Origin of the sequence: Haloarcula sp. CBA1129, from assembly GCF_008729015.1 — an archaeon.
Classification (GTDB): Archaea; Halobacteriota; Halobacteria; order Halobacteriales; family Haloarculaceae; genus Haloarcula.
On sequence record NZ_RKSM01000001.1, the window covers coordinates 2,354,026 to 2,373,481 of the forward strand.

Genomic DNA, 19,456 nt, shown 5'->3' on the forward strand with positions numbered 1-19,456 from the left:
TCCGGGCGGGAGTCTGCACAGACGTATGTGGGTACATATCCCGATCTCCCAAGCATGACGGCCGCTCCGGACAGAAACAACGGCAAGGAATGTCCGAAGTGTCCCTACGCATGAAACCACGAACAATACTGACGCTGGCTGTTGTCGCATTGCTCATGGCGTCCGGAACGGCGATTGCCGCCGTAACCGGGAGCCCCGACTTCGACGCAACGTTCGTCGATAACACCGTCACGCCCGGCGAGGAGACGACGCTCGATGTCGTCCTCGTCAACAGCGGAACGATCGACTCCGGGTCCTCGACCCAAGGTGTCCAGAGCAGCGAGGTGACGACTGCCCGCGGGACCACAGTCAAAGTCAACGACGGCGACGCCCCGATTACAGTGACGACGAGCAAACAGGCCGTCGGGTCTGTCCCAGAGGGAAAGACAGAACCCATCTCCTTCGAAGTGAGCGTCGCTGACGACGCAAGCCCGGGCGACTACACAGTGCCCGTCATCGTCGAATACGAGTACACGAGCTACATTTCGGAAAACGATGGCGCACGGGACGAAGAGACCACGACCGAGCGGATCGAGCTCGAACTCGAAATCGACGACGACGCGGCCTTCGATGTCGTGAACGTCGACTCCGGTGCGCGCGTCGACTCAACCGGCACGGTCGCAGTCACTGTCGAGAACACCGGCGACGAGCCGGCACGGGAAGCCTCGGTGACGCTGCAATCAACAAATCCCGAACTTACCGTCGGTAGTGACACCAGCAGCTCTCGGTTCATCGATACGTGGGCGGCCGGCGAACAGCGTACCCTCCGGTATCGCGTCGGCGCGAGCGGCGACGCCAGAGCCGAGCCGTATCAGTTCGATCTTCAGGTCGACTTCGACGACACGAGCGGCGTTCGCAAGAGCGCCACCGCGTCCTCGCTCGGCATCACCCCCGCCCGGGAACAGACGTTCACCGTCGAAAGCACCGACAGCGCCGTCGCTGTCGACGACTCCGGGACCTACAACGTGACAGTCCGAAACGACGGTCCCGTGACGGTCTCCGACGCGACGGTCCAGCTCACATCCCAGAGCAGCGCAATCACGTTCGGCCAGTCCGGGTCCACGTCGCAGTTCGTGGGGTCGTGGGAACCCGGAGAGACGCGGACGATAAGCGTCGACGCCCACGCCAGCGAGGACGCCAAGACCCGGAGCTACGCGCTGTCAGCGTCCGTGAGCTACGACGACCCTGAGGGTGACGCGGGCGTCGAGGACGGCATCTCGCTGGGCCTCACGCCCGAGCCCGAACAGTCCTTCGCCATGGGTGACGTAGAGTCGTCACTTCAGGCGGGCGACGACGGCACCCTTGAAGCCTCGCTGACCAACACCGGCGACCAGACGGTACGCAACGTCGTCCTGAACTGGGCGAGCACCCACGACAACATCTCGCCGAAGGAGACCCAGTACGCGGTCGGCGATCTCGAACCGGGCGAGTCGGCCACCGTCTCGTTCGACGCCGACGTGTCGGACAACGCGAACTCCGGCCCGCGGCAGTTCGACTTCGTCGCCAACTACCGCAACAGCGAGGGCGACAAACGCGAAAGCGACACGCTCGAAATCCGACAGAGTGTCGACGGCAGCGCTGATGAGTTCATCATCGAGACGACGAACGCATCCGTCGGCGTTGGTGGGTCCAGCACGCTCGAAGTGACCATCACCAACGACGCCGGCGAGCGACTGACCGATATCGAGGCAAAGCTGTTCGCCGAGTCCCCGATCTCCGTGTCGGACGATCAGGCGTACGTCAACAGCCTCGATCAAGGTGAGTCCACGACCATCGAGTTCGGGATCAGCGCAGGCGGTGCCGCGATGACGAAAGACTACCCCGTCTCGGTGGACTTCCAGTACGAGGAACCGGACGGAGATACACCGGTGTCCGACACCTACCGACTCCCGGTCTCAGTGACCAACTCCGGCGGTGGCAGTTCGCCGCTGACGGCGATTATCGGCGTCGCACTCGTCGCCGCTCTGGCCATCGGCGGCTACTTCAGGTTCCGCTAACGCATGGACTACCAGCGCTACATCGATTGGGCGGACGACCGCATCGTCCACGATTCACGGAAGGTGGTTCTCCTCTTCCTAGTCGTGACGGTGGTCTTCAGTGCCGGCCTCGGGGGCGTCTCGACCAACTCCGGGACGTCGCAGTTTACGACCGGGCTTCCGGCCGAGGAGGCACTGCAGGAGGTCAACGACAAGTTCTCACCGACCTTCTCACCGGATACAGGGAGCACACAGCTCATCCAGCGGGAGAACAACGTGCTCTCGAAGCCGGCGCTGCTCCGGATGCTCAGGTCACAGCATCGGTTAGAACAGCACGGGACGCTCCGTGTGACATCGACGTCAAGCGCCGCCAGCATCGTCGCCCAACAGCTAAACCCGGACGCGACGACGACTGAGCAGCAGATCTATGCGGTCGAATCCGCGACACCGGGCGAGATCGATGCCGCCGTTCGACGTGCGGCCGAACAGAACCCCCGGTTCGAGTCGCTGTTGAGCAAGGAGTTCAACCGCAAGGCAGCCTCGGCGTCGGCGACAATCGGCGTCGTCACACACGAGGTCCCGGCCGGCATCTCGTCCGGGTCAGGGCAGGGTGGTTCGAGTCCGCTGACGAGCATCCAGAGGCAGGCCGGCTTCACTGTTGCCAGTGCTGACCACGGCGGCATTACCCTGTTCGGCAGCGGTATCGTCGCCGACGAGTTCTCGAACGTCGTTGGCGACTCGCTCATTCTGACTGTCCCCGCAGCAGTGCTGTTCATCCTGTTCTTCCTGACGATTGCCTACCGTGACCTCGCGGACATGGCGCTCGGCCTGCTCGCGCTGTTTATGGCCGTCGTCTGGACGTTCGGCTTCATGGGGCTTGCCGGCATCCCCTTCTCGCAGATGCTCATCGCCGTGCCGCCGCTGTTACTGGCAGTCGGTATCGACTTCGGGATTCACGCCGTCAACCGGTATCGCGAGGAACGCGAGACCGGGGCGTCCATCCAACAGTCGATGCGGGTCACGACTGACCAACTGCTTGTCGCCTTCTTCATCGTGACCGGCACGACAGTCATCGGGTTCGCCGCGAACCTCACCAGCGCGCTGCCGCCGATTCAGGACTTCGGGTACGTGGCCTCTATCGGTATCACGTTCACGTTCCTCATTTTCGGGGTGTTCCTCCCCGCCGCAAAGGTGGAACTGGACCGACTCAGACAGTCCTACCCCATCCCGACGTTCAGCGAGACGCCGCTGGGAGCAGAGGATTCGGCACTCAGTGGCGTGTTGCGCGGCGGCGTCGTCATCGCGAACCGCGCCCCGCTCATCTTCCTCGTGCTCATTCTCGTGTCGACGGTCGGTGCCAGCTACTACGCCACTGGCGTCTCGACGTCGTTCAGTCAGGAGGACTTCCTGCCGCCCGAGGAAAATCCCGACTTCGTCGAGGCCCTGCCGGAACCGTTTGCCCCGAGCGAGTACACCGTAACGGAGGTGACGAACTTCCTCGACGAGCGGTTCGACACGACACAGTCCAGTCAGGCGACGGTGTACGTAGAGGGGCCGATGCGCAACGATGCGGCGCTGGAACAGATGTACCGGGCGGGCAACGACCCGCCGGACTCGTTTGTCCGCGAGGACGGGCGCGCCGATTCGACGTCTATCGTGACGGTCATTCAGGACCAAGCAGCACGCGACCCCGAGTTCCGCCGGCTGGTCGAGCGCAACGACCGGAACGACAACGGCGTCCCGGACGACAACCTCGAAGAGATATACGAGTCTCTGCTCGACTCCCCGGCCCGTAGTACGGCGCTAGAATACATTACTGAGGACTATCGGAGCGCACGCGTCGTCTACACGGTCGAGTCGGATGCGACCGACGCTGAGGTGACCACCGATACGAGGGACGTTGCGGATGACTTCCGATATGAGGCCACAGCGACCGGCTCGGTCGTCGTGTTCCAAGCTGTCTCAGACCTCATTCTAGAGTCAGCGATCCAGTCACTGGCGATTGCACTCGTCGGGTCGGCGTTGTTCCTCATCCTCATGTACAACATGCTTGAGGGGCGACCGTCACTCGGCTTAGTGAACATCATCCCCGTTGTCGTCACGGTCGCGTGGCTCGGCGGGACGATGCGGCTGCTCAGCATCCCGTTCAACGCGCTCACAGCGACGATGCTAGCGATAACTATCGGACTTGGGGTCGACTATTCGGTCCACGTCACCCACCGATTCGCCGACGAGTTCGAGGAAAACGACCTCGAAACCGCACTGGATCGGACTGTTCGCGGGACCGGCGGGGCGCTGTTCGGGAGTATGCTCACCACGACGTTCGGCATCGGCGTGCTCGGACTGGCTGTGTTCCCTGCAATCGGCCAGTTCGGCATTCTGACAGCGTTGTCGATCGGATATGCCTTCCTCGCGTCCCTGCTGGTAATCCCCTCTGCACTCGTCATCTGGGACCGGGTGTTCAACGCCGACTGGACGGTTCGCGGCGTACTCGGGATCGGGCGGTCGCGTCCACCCGCGCCCGTCGACGGTGACGATTGATCTGCGACCCTCGGGCACGACTCACCGCCGGTCGTGTCCGGGTGAAACACGCCACTGAAGCCTTTATTTGATGGCATCGCCCTAGCACAGGTATGACTCACGTCGTCATCATCGGCGCATATGGGAGTGCCGGAGCCGCGGTCGCCGGCGACCTTGTCGAAGAGGAGGATATCGAACTCACGCTCATCGACAACGGGGAGCCCGGCGGCGGACTATGCATCCTCCGTGGCTGTATGCCGTCCAAAGAAGTACTCTCTGCAGGAGCCCATCGCTTTCAGGCGCGCCACGACGACCGTCTCGTCGGCGATGTGCCTGAAGTCGATCTGGAGGCCGTCGTCGAACGCAAGGACGACCATGTGCTCGGCTGGGCCGGCCACCGCCGGGACTCCATCCACGAGATGGCCGAGCGTGACGATGTGACATTTATCCACGACACCGCTACGTTTGTCGACGAGCACACGGTCCGGGCCGGCGGCGAAGAACACGAGGCAGACTACGTCGTCATCGCGACCGGGTCCAGCGTGAACGTCCCGGACACGCCCGGCATCGACGAGGTCGATTTCATGACCAGCGACCAAGTGCTGGACGCCACGGAGTTCCCCGACTCCGGCATCGTGATGGGCTTCGGCTATATCGGGATGGAGATGGTCCCGTATCTGGCGGAGGCCGGCGGCATGGAGCTCACCGTCATCGAGCACGACGACCGCCCCATTGACGAGGGCGACCCGGAGTTCGGCGACGAGGCGCTGGACATCTATGAGGACAACTGGGACGTGACCATCCCGACGAACTGCTACGAGCAGGAACTGGAGGAGACCGAGGACGGCGGCGTCCGCCTCACCGTCGAGTACGACGACGGCAGCGAGGAGACGTTCGAGGCCGACCAGCTATTCCTCTTTACCGGCCGCCGCCCGACTGTCGAAGGGCTGGGCCTAGAGAACACGTCTATCTCCGTCGAAGGCAACTGGGCGAAAGACACGATGCAGACCCGTGACGCCGACCACATCTACGCCGTCGGCGACGTCAACGGCAAGGAGCCGATTCTCCACGTCGCCAAGGAGCAGGGCTTCACCGCGGCCGAGAACATCGTCCGGCAGGAAGCCGGTGGCTCGCTCGAAGAATACCGGAACGTCCACCACCACGTCATCTTCTCTGGGCTGGGCGTCTATCCGTTCGCTCGCGTCGGCCACAACGAGGAGACGGCGACGGAGGCCGGCTACGACGTCGTCACCGCGACGCGTCAGGCCAGCGACGACGGCGTGTTCAAATCGAAGAACGTGCCCGAAGGGCTGGCGAAGCTCGTCGTCGACGCCGACGACGGGACGGTGCTCGGCTGGCAGGGGATGCACTACCACGCGGACAGCTTCGCCAAGGCGTTCCAGATTATCGTCGAACTGGGACTGGACGTGCGTGACCTCCCGGACCGGGCCTACCACCCGACGTTGCCGGAGAACGTCGACGGGCTCATCCGGGACTGCGTCGACCAGCTGTAGTCACTCGACGTCGATACCGGTCACGTCGAAGCGCACCCCGCCGCCCTCGCTCTCCGCGACAGTTATCCGGCCACCGTGTGCGTCGACGATTTCTGAGACGATTGCCAGCCCGAACCCCGTCCCGTCGTCGCTCGTAGTGTAGCCGCGTTCGAACACGGTCTCGCGCTCGTCCTCGGGAATCCCGGGGCCGTCGTCCGCGACGTAGAACCCTCGTCCGTCCGAGAGCGTCCCGACGCGAACGGTCACGGCGTCGTCGCTGTGCTCCACGGCGTTGCGAAAGAGGTTCTCGAAGAGCTGCTGGAGCCGCGTCTGGTCGCCCGTGATTCGGGCGTCCGTGTCGACCCGTTCGAGCGTCGCGTTCGAACTCTCGACGGTGTCCCAAGCGGCCGTGATAATATCGTCTAACGAGGTTTCGGTCGCGTCGATGACCTTGTGGCCGCCGCGGGCGAGCGCGAGGACGTCGTCGATGAGTTCGTCCATCCGTTCGAGCGACCGCCGGAGCGCCTCGACGTGCTCCTGATTCCCGTCGTAGGCCTCGTCAACGAGCGTGAGTCGCCCGAACGCGACGTTGAGCGGGTTTCGAAGGTCGTGGCTGACGACGCTGGCAAACTCCTCCAGCCGGTTTCGCTCGCGGGTGAGTTCCTGCTCACGGCGTTCGCGCTCCTGTTCGTAGCTGACCCAGTTCCCCATCAGCTCGACGAGCGTGACTTCCCACTCGGAGAAGGAATCGCGGGGCTCCGTGCCGTAGAAGCAGAACGTGCCGTACACCGAGCCGTCGACGACAACAGGCGTTCCGAGGTAACAGGAAACGCCCATTTCGGTGTAGCCCACTCTCTCGGTCAGTTCTGGCCGGTCTTTGGCGATATCAGCGAGCACCAGCGTCTGCTCCTCGACGACGGCCCGCTCGCAGTTCGTCGCGTCTAGCGGGACCGCATCGCCCGCCTCGGTGGCCCCCGTCGGGTCGTGGACGATCTCGAAGACGTACCTGTCGCCATCAATTCGTGAGAGTGCGGCCGTCTCGGTCCCGAGAACGTTCTGCCCGATTTCGAGCAGGCGCTCGACTTTCGCTTCGAAGTCCAAGTCTTTGCGGGAGATGACCCGATAGATCTCTCTGAGCGCCCGTTCTCTGCCCCTGATCTCTTCCTCGTGCTTCTGGCGTTCGGTGATGTCACGGAAGTACACCGAAATCCCCGTCGACGACGGGTAGACGGACACTTCGAACCACGTCTGCAGCGGCTCGAAGTACGCCTCAAACGAGGTGGGCTCCTGCTGTGTCATCGCCTGCCGGTACTGCTTGCTGAACTCAGTTCCCTCCAACGACGGAATCGTCTCCCAGATGTTCCGCCCCAGCAGGGCAGTGGTATCACCGTCCACCTCCATCGCACGGCCGATAACACGTCTGCCGCGCTCGTTGGCGTACGTGAACTCCCAGTTCTCGTCCACCGCGAAGAACGCGTCGGTCATTCGGTCGAGGATATCCGCCTCCTCCTGATGGCGAGCAACAGCCGAGGCAATCCGCTGTCGGAGCAACTCCGTCTGCTCTGAAAGAGGCGTCTTCGTCATGTAGTCCGTGACGCCAGCCGAAATGGCATCGCTGGCCACGCTCTCGTCGCCGTGGTCAGTGAAAAGCAGAAACGGGAGGTCATGCGATTGGTCCCGAACGGCCCGCAACAGCTCGACTCCGTCTCGGTCCGGCAGTCGGTACTCGCTGACGATGCAGTCGTAGGACGCGTTGTCTAGGGTTTTGAGCGCGTCGGCAGCCGTGTCGCACACGGTCACTGTGAACTCGTCGGTGCTCCCTCCCAGCGCCTCCTTGACTGCCGTGATGTCGTCACAGTCCTCATCGACATAGAGGACACACAGCTCACCGACAGCGCCATCGCCCCCGTGACGGTTCGACGCAGCCACGGGTGTATCCATACGGGTTCCAAGGCGTGTGGGGCTAAAGTTGTACCGCCGGTAAGCTTGGATTACCAAGGTTTGACCACAGCTACAACGGCTGAAATCTCAGTCAGGCCGACGTGCCGAAAGCACCGGTATGTCCTTAATACGGTCAGCCGAAAGCGCGTCCCAGTCGACGCCCGTCGGTGTCGCGTACGTGGTTTCTGTCTCGACAGTGCGCTCCGGCGTCACAACCCAGTCCATCGGCACGTCGTGGGCATCGACGGGCACGTCGGCGTCGACAACGCCACCGGGACCGCCGACGACCTGTAGCTCGTGGACCGTCGTCACGACCGGCGTTGTCTCATCGACCAGCCCCAGTTCCCGGAGGACGGCGTATTCGAGGTCGCTGTACCCCTCGCCCTTGCCGATTCGCGCGCCGTCCTCGGTGACCGCGACCGAACCCGACACGACGAGGTCGACGCTGCCGACGGCTTCTGGCCCGACCTGACGGGCGTGGTCAGCGACGTTCGAGATAGCCGGTGCCGCCTCGATGTCGTCGAGTTCGGCCGGGTCGAGTTCGTAGAAACACCGCTCGTCCCGGAGCAGGGGCACGGCCATGTACACCGTCTTGCCGGCCCGCAGCGCCGCCCGTCGGACCGGAAGCTGTGGCGAGTCCGGGTTCGCTTTGACCGTCTCCGCGGCGTCCCAGACCGCCGTCTCGGTCAGGCGCTCGGCCGCCTGTGTCGCACCGTCGAAGTTCGGAATCCGGTCGTGGGGCGGGAATGGGAAGCGGGCGATTCCGCGCTCTTCCAGCGCGTCCCAGACCGTCTCGCGGATAGTCTGTTTGTCCATGGCGCTACAGCCTCCGACGGGAGAGTGTGCCAATCAGCGCGAGCAATGCGACGAGCGTCGCAACGGCGGTGAATCCGGGGCCGCTGGCGTCGGTCGTGGGCTGGTCGCTGCTCGGCGTGTGGTCCGCGGGCGTCGGCTCGTCCGTCTGCGTCACGCCGCCCGCCGCCGTCTCGGTCGCCGTCACGGCCGACCGGGGAACGTAGCTGTCGGCGTCGTAGCGGTCCGGATAGAGCTGTGCGGTGGCGTTGTGGGCAAACGAGACCACGCTTCGCGGGGCGGGCTGATTGATGTTCCGCACCTGTACGGAGACCGTCGCGTTCGTCTGGCCCGCGGTCGTGCTGGCGTAGGGCTCGGTCGTCGCGATAGTCGCCGTGTTCTCGGTGACAAAGAGCACGTCCGGGTCAAGCTGGAGGATGACTTCATCGCTGAGCTGTGGGTATTGCGTGTGGTTTCGGGCCGCGACGTTCTCCGCGCCCGCAAGCTCGATGAGCGACGTGACGAAGGTGTTTCCGGCTGCCACGTACCCCCCACCCAGCGGGTACAGCGCCGTCGGTCGGTCCTCGGCGTCCGCGGTGACCTGTCGAACGGCGTCGACGTTCGCGTCCATCCAAGCGTTGGCCCCGGCTGCGCCCCCGCAGTTACCGGTCAGGCGACCGATAGTCGCCGTCTTTGCCCGGATGTCCTCGATAGTTGTCGCGGCCGGGAGGTGATACACGGTGAGGCCGGCCTGCCGGAGCGGGGCCACGTCACCGGCGCTGGCGTTCGGGGCAACCACCAGATCCGGGTTCGTGCCGACGACGCGCTCGACGCTGACGCCGAAGCTCGCCGAGACGTTCGTCCGGCTCTCAGCGCCGTCCAGATAGCCCGCATACTGCGTGAGTCCGACGACCTGTGACCGGCCGCCGATCTCCCACATCGTCTGTGCGGCCGAGGGATTGGTCGTCGTGACTCGCTCCGGGCGCTCCTCGATAGTGACCTCGGTCCCGGTCGCGTCGGTCACCGTGACCGGAAACGAGCAGTCGTCGGCCTGCGTGGTGGCTGTCGCTGTGGCTGGCGCGACACCCGCGAGCGAGCCGACAAGCAAGACAAGAACGCAGACGAGAGAAAGTCGTCGCATGCCCTAGGCGGGTATCAGGAGCAATAAATACTTATCTACTGCAACTGGGCTTTCATACATGCGTTTCGCGGGTCGGGCCGTCGGGTGGTCGGCGGGGCTGGTCGCCGTCCTCTGTGCCGTGGTGACGACGAGCGCCGGCATCGGCCCGGTGTGGATTCCGCCCGCAGTCGTCGGGAAAGTGCTGCTCAACGCCGTCGTTGTCCCGACGGGTATCTCGCTTTCCGGTCCCGCCGTCGACGTGACCACCGCCCACGTGTTCGCCTACGCTGTAAGCGACCTCCAGAGACAGATTGTGATGCAAGTCCGGCTCCCCCGGATACTGCTCGGCGCGGTCGTCGGCTTCTCGCTCGCCGCCGCGGGAACAGTCATGCAGGGAATCTTCCGGAACCCGATGGCCGACCCCTCTATCATCGGTGTCTCCTCCGGCGCGGCGGTCGGCGCGGTCGGTTTCATCGTCGCGCCGGTCGTGATCCCGTTCGGGCTCGGGCTCCGCGGCGCGGCCTTCGCGGGGGCGCTGGTCGCGGCCTTCGGCGTCTACCTCATCGCGACACGGAACGGCCACACGCCGGTCGCGACGCTGTTGCTGGCCGGCGTCGCGATACAGACGTTTCTCGGCGCAGTCGTCTCGTTCCTGTTGCTCCACAGCGGCGAGAGCATCCGCCGGGCGCTGTTCTGGCTGATGGGCCATCTCAAGGGCGCGTCGTGGCCCGAGGTGACCACCAGCGCCCTCCTCGTGGCCGTCCCGTTCGTCGTCCTGCTCGCCTACGCACGCGACTTGAATGTCATGCTGCTGGGCGAGGAAGACGCACAGAGCCTCGGTATCGAGGTCGAACGGACCAAACGGGTCCTGCTCGCGCTGTCAGCAGTCATCACGGCGGCGGGCGTCGCCGTCGCCGGCATCGTCGGCTTCGTCGGCCTCATCGTCCCCCACGTGATGCGACTGCTCGTCGGGCCAGACCACCGGATACTGCTCCCGACGGCGGCCCTCGCTGGCGCGTCGTTCCTCGTAGCCACGGACACGCTGGCACGCTCTGGCAGCGCCGAGGTCCCGGTCGGCATCGTCACCGCCGTCCTCGGCGCGCCCTTTTTCCTGTATCTGCTCCGGAAGCGGGAGGTACACGAGCTATGAACGGCGTAGCTGAGTCCAACAGTGCCGATCCGGGACAGGACCACTCTGGGCCGATGCTCGACGTTTCTGACCTCGCAGTGTCGTTCGGCGGCCAGTCGGTCGTCTCGGGCGTCGATTTTACCGTCGACCGTGGGTCGCTCGTCGGTCTCGTCGGTCCCAACGGCGCGGGCAAGACGACGGTCCTGCGGACGGTCAAGGGGACGCTGGACCCGGACCGCGGGACTGTCCGCGTCGACGGCGAACCGGTTTCGGACCGCTCGGCGAAGGCGGTGAGCCGACTGGTCGCGAGCACGCCCCAGAGCACCGACCTCTCCTTCGATTTCACTGTCAGACAGACCGTAGAGATGGGGCGAACGCCGCATCTCGGCCGGTTCGACCGGATGGACGAGGCCGACCGGCGCGCCGTCGAACGGGCGATGGAGCGCGCGAGCGTCGCCCAGTTTGCCGACCGCCCGTTCACCTCGCTGTCCGGCGGCGAGCGCCAGCGCGTCCTCCTCGCTCGGGCACTCGCACAGGAGACGCCGGTCCTGCTGCTCGACGAACCGACGGCGAGCCTCGACATCAATCACGCCGTCCGGACGCTCGAACTCGTCCGTTCGCTCGTCGACAGTGGGAAGGCGGCAATCGCCGCGATACACGACCTCAATCTGGCTGCGCGGTACTGCGACGAACTGGTGTTGCTCGCGGGGGGCGAAGTCCGTGCAGCGGGCCGTCCAGTGGACGTCCTCACGAGCGACACGCTCCGGGACGCGTTCGACGCGGAGACACTGGTGACGACCCAGCCAGGAACCGATGCGCCGCTCGTGACGCCGCTGGCCGAACATGAGTCGGTTTCTCGTCGCGTCCACGTCGTCGGGACTGGCAAGCCAGCGGCCGCCGCCGTCTCGAAACTCGTCGGGGCTGGCTGTCGGGTGAGTGTCGGCGTCGTTCCGGCGGGCGACGCGGCCGCCGAGCGGGCGGCTGACCTCGACTGCGAGGCGGTCACGGTCCCGGCCTTCGCCGGCATCGACGACACGGCCCGTGAGCGCGCCGTCGACCTCGCCGCTGCCGCCGATGCAGTCGTGATTGCGGGCGAACCCGGTGACGGCAACAGCCCAGTTATTGAGGCAGGCAGCGCTCGTCTCACTGTCGAAACAGCGGAGGGTAGCCATGCCAGCAGCGGTCACGACACCGTACCGCTGGCTGCGCTCCCTGCGGCGGTGGGGTCCCTCCCGCCCGCAACGACGCGTGGCGCGACACCGCCGCTCAAGCAGTCCACCACTGACTGAGGCCACCGCAGACTGCGCCTGCGGCGACGGGAAACAGCAACACCGATACTTTTCGCTCCCGTACCTCGCCCGTGGACGACACGATTGCGTGGCTCCGGGACCGGCCGTACTACGAGGGACAGATCGTCGACCAGCGGACGGTGCCCGGCCGGGACGCGCGGACCGCGGACTGCGACGTTGCGGACCGACTCACCGGCGTCCTCGAAGACCGGGGCATCACGGACCTCTACGCACACCAAGTGGACGCTATCGAGGCGGTCCGTGACGGTCGAAACGTCGTCCTCGCGACCGAAACGGCAAGCGGCAAGAGCCTCGCCTACACCGTTCCCGCCTTCGAGCGGGCACTGGACCGCCGGGCGACGACGCTGTACGTCGCACCGCAAGTCGCGCTCATCAACGACCAGACCGAGACACTGTCGGAACTGGCACAGGGGCTTGGCTTCGCCTCCGGCGTCTCCGTCGCCCAGTACACCGGCCGACAATCGAAATCCGAGAAGGAAGCCATCAGGGAGCGCCAGCCGACCGTGTTGCTGACGACGCCGGACATGCTCCACTACGGCATCCTGCCCCACGCCCACCGCCTGTGGGACTGGTTCTTCGGGCGGCTCGAAACCGTCGTCATCGACGAGGTGCACGGCTACCGCGGCGTGTTCGGCAGCCACGTCTCGCTGGTGATGCGCCGCCTCCAGCGGGTCGCGGAGCGGTTCGACGCGGGCAGTGGCGCGGGGGACGATAGCGGTACCGCGGGCGGTCCGGAGTGGATCTGCTGCTCGGCGACAATCGGGAATCCGGTCGAACACGCCGCTGCTGTCACCGGCCAGCCCGAGCCGTCGTTTGCGCTCGTCGACGAGGACGCAAGCGCCAGCGGGCCGCGTCACTGGCTGCTGTGGAACCCCCCGGAGTACGAGGGTGGCGGCTGGGGGAGCGGCCGGCGGAAGTCCAATCACGTCGAGACGAAACAGCTGTTCGTCGACCTCGTCGAACGGGGCCTCCAGACGGTCGTCTTCGCCGGGTCACGCCAGACGGCCGAGCGGTACGCCAGCGACAGCGCGGACGAACTCCGGAGCCGCGGCGAGCACGACCTCGCCGATAGCGTCGGTGCGTATCAGGCCGCGTTGACCGACGACCGCCGGCGCGAACTGGAACAGGGCCTGCAGTCCGGGGACCTGCGGGGCGTCTGGTCGACCAGCGCGCTCGAACTGGGCGTCGACGTGGGCGGCCTCGACGCCGTATTGCTGGACGGGTATCCCGGCACGCGGATGCGAGCCTTCCAGCAGGCCGGGCGGGCCGGCCGCGGCACCGACCCTGCGCTGGTCGCCCTCGTCGGCGGCGAGGATCAACTGGACCAGTATGTCCTGCGCAACCCCGACGCGCTGTTCGAGACCGGGGCCGAGCAAGCCGTGACCAACCCCGAAAACGAGCAACTGCTTCCGAACCACGTCCACGCAGCCGCCTGCGAAAACTGGCTCTCACCGGCCGACGACCGCCACTTCGGCGAGACGTTCCCCGATGTCGTCGCCGACCTCGAATCGGCCGGGAAACTCGACCGTCGCCAGACCGATCAGGGGATGCGCTGGCTCGGCAACGGCAGCCCACACCACGAGATGAACCTGCGGACCGTCGACGACGGCGAGGTGAAACTGGTCGCGAAAGGCGACGTGATAGCGAAACTCTCCGTCGAGGACGCGTTGCGGGACGCTCACCCCGGCGCGGTTTATCATCATCAGGGCCGGCGCTACGAGGTGACTGACCTCGACCTCGATGCGGGCGTCGCCGAACTCGACCGGACGTGGGCCGACTACTTCACCCGCGTCCTGCACGACAAGACCATCACCGTCGAGGCGGACCTGACAGAGCGGCGCTTACCGACCCGCGAGGACGTGCCGGTCCGCTTCGCGTCGGTGACGATGCGCAAGCAGATTACCGGCTACGAGCGCCGCGACGGCTCATCCGGGGAGGTGCTCGGTCAGCGCTCGCTCGACCTGCCCGAGACGACGTTAGAGACCAAGGCGCTGTACCACACGGTGCCGTCGGACTTGGAGAGCGAGATACAACAAGGCGCGTACAGGGCCGGAAGCGGCTCCAAGGGAGGTGATGGGAGCCATCCCGGTGATGAGGCAACCGACCCCGGCGACTTCCCGGGAGCCATCCACGCCGCCGAACACGCCATGATTTCGATGTTTCCCTTCGAGTACCTCTGTGACCGCGGCGACATCGGCGGGCTGTCGACGCCGCGGCACCCACACACCGGCGAGCCGACGATCTTCATCTACGACGGCTACCCCGGCGGCATCGGCCTGACGCGGGCCGGCTATCACGACATCGGGCCGCTGATGGACACCACGCTGTCGATGCTGCGCTCGTGTGACTGCGCCGACGGGTGTCCGGCCTGCGTGCAGTCCCCCCACTGCGGAAACGCGAACGACCCGCTTGACAAACACGGCGCGATACACCTGCTGGACGGGCTGACGGACGGCGTAGCGGAGTGAGAGAGCGGCACGGAGGACGCGGGCGTACCGAACGTCTCTACCGGAAGTCGTTGAGCCGCATCTGGTCCGGTGACAGGCTGTCCGGTTCGCTGGCACCGAGCAACCGTGGCAGCGCCGTGTTCGCGAACGTCAGTCCGACGACGAGCAGTATTGGGGCGAAAAAGAGCCCGTAGAACCCGAGCACGACGGGGCCGAGCGTGTACGCGAGCATGAGGAGGCCGACGTGTGTGTTCTCACCGCTGAGCAGCGGCCGGAGCAGGAGGTCGGGAATCGTGTCGACGACGACCACCGCGACGAGGAGGAACCCGAGCACGTACACGAGCAGCGAGGACTGTCCGTCGAGCACCACCGGTAGCGCGGCGATGCCGGTCAGCGGGAGATAGATAATCTTCATCCCGACGACGGGAATCAGACTGGCGATACCGGTCAACGCGCCGGCAAGCGTCGGATACGGGACCTCGACAGCCGCCGGGGCGACCGCGTTGTAACCGGTGAACGCAGCGATGGCGATGAGCGAGATCGCCAACACGTTCAGGAGATTACCGAACAGTACCGCCTCCAGTTCCTCGTCGACAGCTTCGAGGTACTCCCGGATGATGGCTCCGTCATCGAACCGAAGCAGCCACTCCCGGATACGCCGCCCGTCCACCAGAAGATAGTACGTGACGATGGTCGTGATGAACAGATTGAGAAGGAACTGGGAAGCGACCGAGGTAAGCACCATGGCGTTCTCGCTGAGAAAATCGACGAACGGCGAGAGCTGTCCCGACTGGTAGGCGCTGTACAGCCCCTCGGCAGTGAGGTCGGGGACCGACTCCGCGCCGTCGAGCCAACTGACGTGGGTCGCGGCCACGTCGACGAGCGCGTACTGGGTGACGAACTGCCGGGCTTCGACGATAAGCAAGACGCTCGCATAGCTGACGAGCAACAGGAGCGGGATCGCCAGCGAAGCCATCACCACGACCGCACGCACTCGCGCCGGAAGGCGGAGCCTGCGCAAGGAACTGTAGTACCGCCGCGTCGAATAATAGAGGAACACGGAGACAGTCAACGCCGCGATAAACTGATACGCGAGTACGCCGACCACCACCGCGACAACGAGACCGAAGAGGGCAACGACGAAGCGCTTCTCGTCCATATACGTACCATTTTAGGGACAAATATAAACGTACGGTCGCTGGAGACGAGGCGGAGTCAGACGCCGGACGGAGCGGCCGTCACTCGGCTCGCTCGTCGGCCGCTCTAGGCCCGTCGTGGACGCCGATGTCGCCCGAGAGTTCGTGCTGGGTCGTGTTGCTGAGGTCGATGCCCTCGGCGCGACAGGCCTCGTGGACGCCACGGACGAACGCCGAGTGGACGCTGGGGAGTCTGTTCCGGCGGTTGTTCGGAATCCATATCCGCCCGGTCACTACCACGGCGGCGTCGGCGAGTCTGTCGACCCCGACCACCGGTTCCGGCTTCTCGGCGACGTGGTCGATGTCGCGGGCGACGTTCCTGATGATGGCCTCCACTTCGTCGAGGTCGGCGTCGTAGCCGACGCCGAAGTCATACGAGATGCCGATTGGCCCCGTCGAGGTCCGGTTGGTCACCGCGCTCGTCGCCAGATCGGTGTTCGGCACGATTACTCGCTCATTGTCGGGCGTCCGGACGCGTGTGACCCGGAGATCGATGTCGACGACGACGCCGCGCTTGCCGTTCCACTCTATCGTGTCGCCGACGTTCAGGTCCGGGTCGGTGACGATGAACACGCCGGAGACGAAGTTGCCGAGCACGTCCTGTGCGGCCAGTCCGACGGCGACCGTCACGCCGGCCGCAACAAGCGTCGATCCGGCGAGTGTCCCTTGGAACCCGGCGACGCTCGCTGCGACGACCACCGCGAGGATGACGACGAGAAGGTGACTGGCGCTTCCGAGCGCGCTCTCAAGCGTCTTATCGACTCTAGAGCGCTCCAGTCCCCAGCGGATAGCCGGGACGACGAGCAACCGGCCCAGAAAATAGAGGACCGCCCCGACGACGAGAAACTCCGCGCCGTCCTCCGCGAGTTGCGCGTACGTCGAGGCGAGGTCCCCTGAAAACGGGTCCGTGACCTGCATACCGCACCATTCCGGGGCGACGACCATGAATGTCAGCCACGCGGATCGACCGCGGCGACGCTTTGCACACGGCGGTCACGTCGCGCGGCTTCGGACCGATTGCCCTACTCGTTCGTTCAGAATGAGCCTCGTTCGGTGAATTGCAATTGCTCGCGGTCGGTTCGCGCGCGGCTAGCCGTGCGCATCACCCAACCCGTTCGTTCAGAATCAATCTCGTCTTCGTGCCCACGACCTCCTCCAACTCACGCGCTTGCGTGATGAGGCCGTTGACCGCGTCGGTGTCGGCGGCGTCGACGACGACGACGATGTCCTCCTCGCCGGAGACTTGCCACACGAAATCGACCTCCTGCCAATCAGCGATGCGATCCGAAACCGCGGCCGTGTCGACGTTCACGTCGACCCGAACCTCTATCATCGCTTTCACGTTGCCGGTCCGAGTCGCGACAGTGAAACGTTCGATTACGCCGTCCTCGACCAGTCTATCGACGCGATTCCGTACGGTCCCTTCAGACGTGCCGACTCGGTCTGCGATTTCCGTATACGGGGTTCGGGCATCCCGTCGGAGTATCGAGAGTATCTCTCTGTCGAGGTCGTCCATCGAGATGTGACAGTTCCACCGGTCGTGACTTGAGGATTGCGAAATTCGAAACTCGTCTTCGAAAGCAACCCTTATGGCCGACTATAGTATACGCATCTCGTAATGGCTGACGCTTACGTGGCAATCGAAGGCGACCGCGTCATCGAGGCGCGCGCTCGCGCTCCGGGGACGGCCCGCGGCGAACTGGTCTTTACAACAGCGTACACCGGTTACGAGGAGAGTCTCACCGACCCCTCCTACGAAGAGCAGGTCCTGACGTTCTCCTATCCGCTCATCGGGAACTACGGCGTCCGAGAGGAACGCTTCGAGTCGGACCGCGTCCACCCGCGCGCGGCAGTGGCCCGCGAGATGACCGACGACGTGGCCGAGTGGCTCGAATCCGAGGGCGTCCCAGCCGTCGACCACCTCGACACGCGCGACATCGTCACCGAAATCCGTGACGAGGGGGCGATGAAATGCGGTATCGCTGCCGGCCCGGACGTGACCGAGCAGGACGCGCTCGACGAACTCCACGAGTGCAAGCACATGTCCGACCACACCGACATCGGCGCGCAGGTCTCCGTCGACGACGTAGAAGTCCACAACGAGGGCGGCGACGGTGCGACGGTCGCGCTGGTCGACTGCGGTGCGAAGGGGTCCATCACCGAGTCGCTGGTCGAACGTGACGCCGAAGTTCACATCTTCCCCTACGACGCCAGTGAGGACGACGTGGCGGCTGTCGACCCGGACCTGCTGTTCATCTCAAACGGCCCCGGTGACCCTGAGAACTTCGAGCAGGCCGGCGAACTCGTCGAGACCTACGTCGGCGACGTGCCGCTCGCGGGCATCTGTCTCGGTCAGCAGGTCGTCGCTAACGCACTCGGCGGCGAAACCGAAAAAATGGAGTTCGGCCACCGCGGCGTGAACCAGCCGGTCCGTGACCTGCGCTCCAACCAAGTCGTGATGACGACCCAGAACCACGGCTACACCGTCGCCAACCCCGGCGACAAACTCGACGTGACCCAAGTCAACGTCAACGATGACACACCGGAGGGGCTGGAAAACGACGATCTGGACATCATCACGCGCCAGTACCACCCCGAGGCCAACCCCGGCCCGCACGATTCGCTCGGCTTCTTCGATGATGTGCTGGGGATGGCGGGGGAGTAGGGAGAGCCCGACCGCAGGGAGGGGTCTCCAAATCCCGAACGGTGAGCGTCAGCGAACCGTGAGGAGTAACGAGAGGCGCGCGAAGCGCGGCCCTCGGAGTTGCGAACGGGGAACAACGTGACCCGCGAGCAGTAGCGCGGTTCGCACTCGTATGAGCCACGTCTTTCAGTCGCTGTCGTCGTCGATTGGCTGCCCGCGATAGTACGTCGTCTGGTCGCTGTCTTCGGTTTTGGTCGTGGTATCCTGCGGCGCGACGGGGCGGCCGCGGTACATGATCCGGTTAGCGGTGTCGTCGCCGTCGATGGCGTCCGGACTGTCCTGCTGATGGTTCTCGATGAACTCGGCGGCCGCGTTGAGGGTTGTCTTGTCGGTCTTGCGGTGCACCCAGCAGTGGTACATCTTCCGGGGGGTTCGGAGTGCAAGACGGTGCGCGCGGAACCCGGACTTGGTGGTAACGTCGGCAACTGCCTCGTGTGGAATCTCGATGACTTCGTCGTCCTCGTCTTTCCCGATGAGACAGAGTGTCCGCCGACCGGTGACCAGAATGACCGTCCGACGGTCCCCGACCGGTGAGTCGGTCTTGCGCTTCGTTCCGCGCCCGATGCCGCGTTTCCCGTTGGTCAAAAGATATGCCGGGGCTTCCGCGCCGTCGAGGTACGTCAACGGCGGGTTGTTCAGCGGCGGGACCTCCGCAAACCGGCTCTCATGGCCAGCGAGTACCGCCGTCGTCACCGAACCGCTGGGGGCCATCTCGGCGACTGTCTCCGCCCGCTCGGTGACGTTCTCTATCATCTGGTTCTCGGAGCGGCGACAGCGATTGCAACGCGA

14 protein-coding genes are annotated in these 19,456 nt (G+C 65.1%); 7 read left to right on the forward strand and 7 right to left on the reverse strand.

Features of this window, described 5'->3' with window-relative positions; genetic code table 11:
• Positions 1 to 110: 110 nt before the first annotated feature.
• The 3 genes from Har1129_RS11880 to Har1129_RS11890 all read left to right on the forward strand — a co-directional run bounded on the left by Har1129_RS11880 (position 111) and on the right by Har1129_RS11890 (position 6,049).
• Positions 111 to 2,036, forward strand: coding sequence for a COG1361 S-layer family protein (locus tag Har1129_RS11880; RefSeq protein WP_151100844.1), 1,926 nt, complete (start codon positions 111 to 113; stop codon positions 2,034 to 2,036).
• Positions 2,037 to 2,039: 3 nt separating this feature from the next.
• A complete protein-coding gene (locus Har1129_RS11885) occupies positions 2,040 to 4,556 on the forward strand; it encodes an RND family transporter (protein WP_151100845.1) in 2,517 nt (838 codons plus the stop codon).
• A 92-nt stretch (positions 4,557 to 4,648) separates the two neighbouring features.
• Positions 4,649 to 6,049: an NAD(P)/FAD-dependent oxidoreductase gene (locus Har1129_RS11890; protein WP_151100846.1), complete on the forward strand. Its 1,401-nt coding sequence runs from the start codon at positions 4,649 to 4,651 to the stop codon at positions 6,047 to 6,049.
• On the opposite strand, the gene Har1129_RS11895 is transcribed toward Har1129_RS11890, so the two are convergent.
• From Har1129_RS11895 to Har1129_RS11905, 3 genes are all read right to left on the reverse strand, one after another.
• Positions 6,050 to 7,969: an ATP-binding protein gene (locus tag Har1129_RS11895; RefSeq protein ID WP_151100847.1), complete on the reverse strand. Its 1,920-nt coding sequence runs from the start codon at positions 7,967 to 7,969 to the stop codon at positions 6,050 to 6,052.
• Between the two features lie 87 nt (positions 7,970 to 8,056).
• Positions 8,057 to 8,785, reverse strand: a complete 729-nt coding sequence (locus Har1129_RS11900) for a 5-formyltetrahydrofolate cyclo-ligase (protein ID WP_151100848.1) — start codon at positions 8,783 to 8,785, stop codon at positions 8,057 to 8,059.
• Between the two features lie 4 nt (positions 8,786 to 8,789).
• The gene (locus tag Har1129_RS11905; RefSeq protein WP_151100849.1) at positions 8,790 to 9,902 is read right to left on the reverse strand and encodes a PGF-CTERM-anchored ABC transporter substrate-binding protein; all 1,113 of its coding nucleotides are present in this window, start codon (positions 9,900 to 9,902) and stop codon (positions 8,790 to 8,792) included.
• A gap of 58 nt (positions 9,903 to 9,960) precedes the next feature.
• On the opposite strand from Har1129_RS11905, the gene btuC reads away from it, so the two are divergent.
• From btuC to Har1129_RS11920, 3 genes are all read left to right on the forward strand, one after another.
• Complete coding sequence (gene btuC, locus Har1129_RS11910; protein WP_151100850.1) at positions 9,961 to 11,031, forward strand: vitamin B12 ABC transporter permease BtuC; 1,071 nt, start codon at positions 9,961 to 9,963, stop codon at positions 11,029 to 11,031.
• Positions 11,028 to 12,299, forward strand: coding sequence for a heme ABC transporter ATP-binding protein (locus tag Har1129_RS11915; protein ID WP_151100851.1), 1,272 nt, complete (start codon positions 11,028 to 11,030; stop codon positions 12,297 to 12,299). Before btuC ends, Har1129_RS11915 begins: the two co-directional genes overlap by 4 nt.
• Before the next feature lie 71 nt (positions 12,300 to 12,370).
• Entirely contained in the window at positions 12,371 to 14,788 is a 2,418-nt protein-coding gene (locus Har1129_RS11920) for a DEAD/DEAH box helicase (protein ID WP_151100852.1), read from the forward strand.
• A 37-nt stretch (positions 14,789 to 14,825) separates the two neighbouring features.
• Here Har1129_RS11920 and Har1129_RS11925 read toward each other — a convergent pair whose 3' ends face one another.
• The 3 genes from Har1129_RS11925 to Har1129_RS11935 all read right to left on the reverse strand — a co-directional run bounded on the left by Har1129_RS11925 (position 14,826) and on the right by Har1129_RS11935 (position 17,479).
• Complete coding sequence (locus tag Har1129_RS11925) at positions 14,826 to 15,926, reverse strand: AI-2E family transporter (RefSeq protein ID WP_151100853.1); 1,101 nt, start codon at positions 15,924 to 15,926, stop codon at positions 14,826 to 14,828.
• Between the two features lie 79 nt (positions 15,927 to 16,005).
• The gene (locus tag Har1129_RS11930) at positions 16,006 to 16,881 is read right to left on the reverse strand and encodes a mechanosensitive ion channel family protein (protein WP_151100854.1); all 876 of its coding nucleotides are present in this window, start codon (positions 16,879 to 16,881) and stop codon (positions 16,006 to 16,008) included.
• A gap of 184 nt (positions 16,882 to 17,065) precedes the next feature.
• Positions 17,066 to 17,479: an Lrp/AsnC family transcriptional regulator gene (locus Har1129_RS11935; RefSeq protein WP_151100855.1), complete on the reverse strand. Its 414-nt coding sequence runs from the start codon at positions 17,477 to 17,479 to the stop codon at positions 17,066 to 17,068.
• 102 nt (positions 17,480 to 17,581) lie between these two features.
• Between Har1129_RS11935 and carA the strand changes: the two genes are divergently transcribed.
• Positions 17,582 to 18,628 carry a glutamine-hydrolyzing carbamoyl-phosphate synthase small subunit gene (gene carA / locus Har1129_RS11940; RefSeq protein WP_151100856.1) on the forward strand — a complete coding sequence of 349 codons (1,047 nt, stop codon included), beginning with the start codon at positions 17,582 to 17,584 and terminating at the stop codon, positions 18,626 to 18,628.
• Positions 18,629 to 18,793: 165 nt separating this feature from the next.
• Here carA and Har1129_RS11945 read toward each other — a convergent pair whose 3' ends face one another.
• Positions 18,794 to 19,420 carry a hypothetical protein gene (locus Har1129_RS11945; RefSeq protein WP_151100857.1) on the reverse strand — a complete coding sequence of 209 codons (627 nt, stop codon included), beginning with the start codon at positions 19,418 to 19,420 and terminating at the stop codon, positions 18,794 to 18,796.
• Between the last annotated feature and the right edge of the window lie 36 nt (positions 19,421 to 19,456).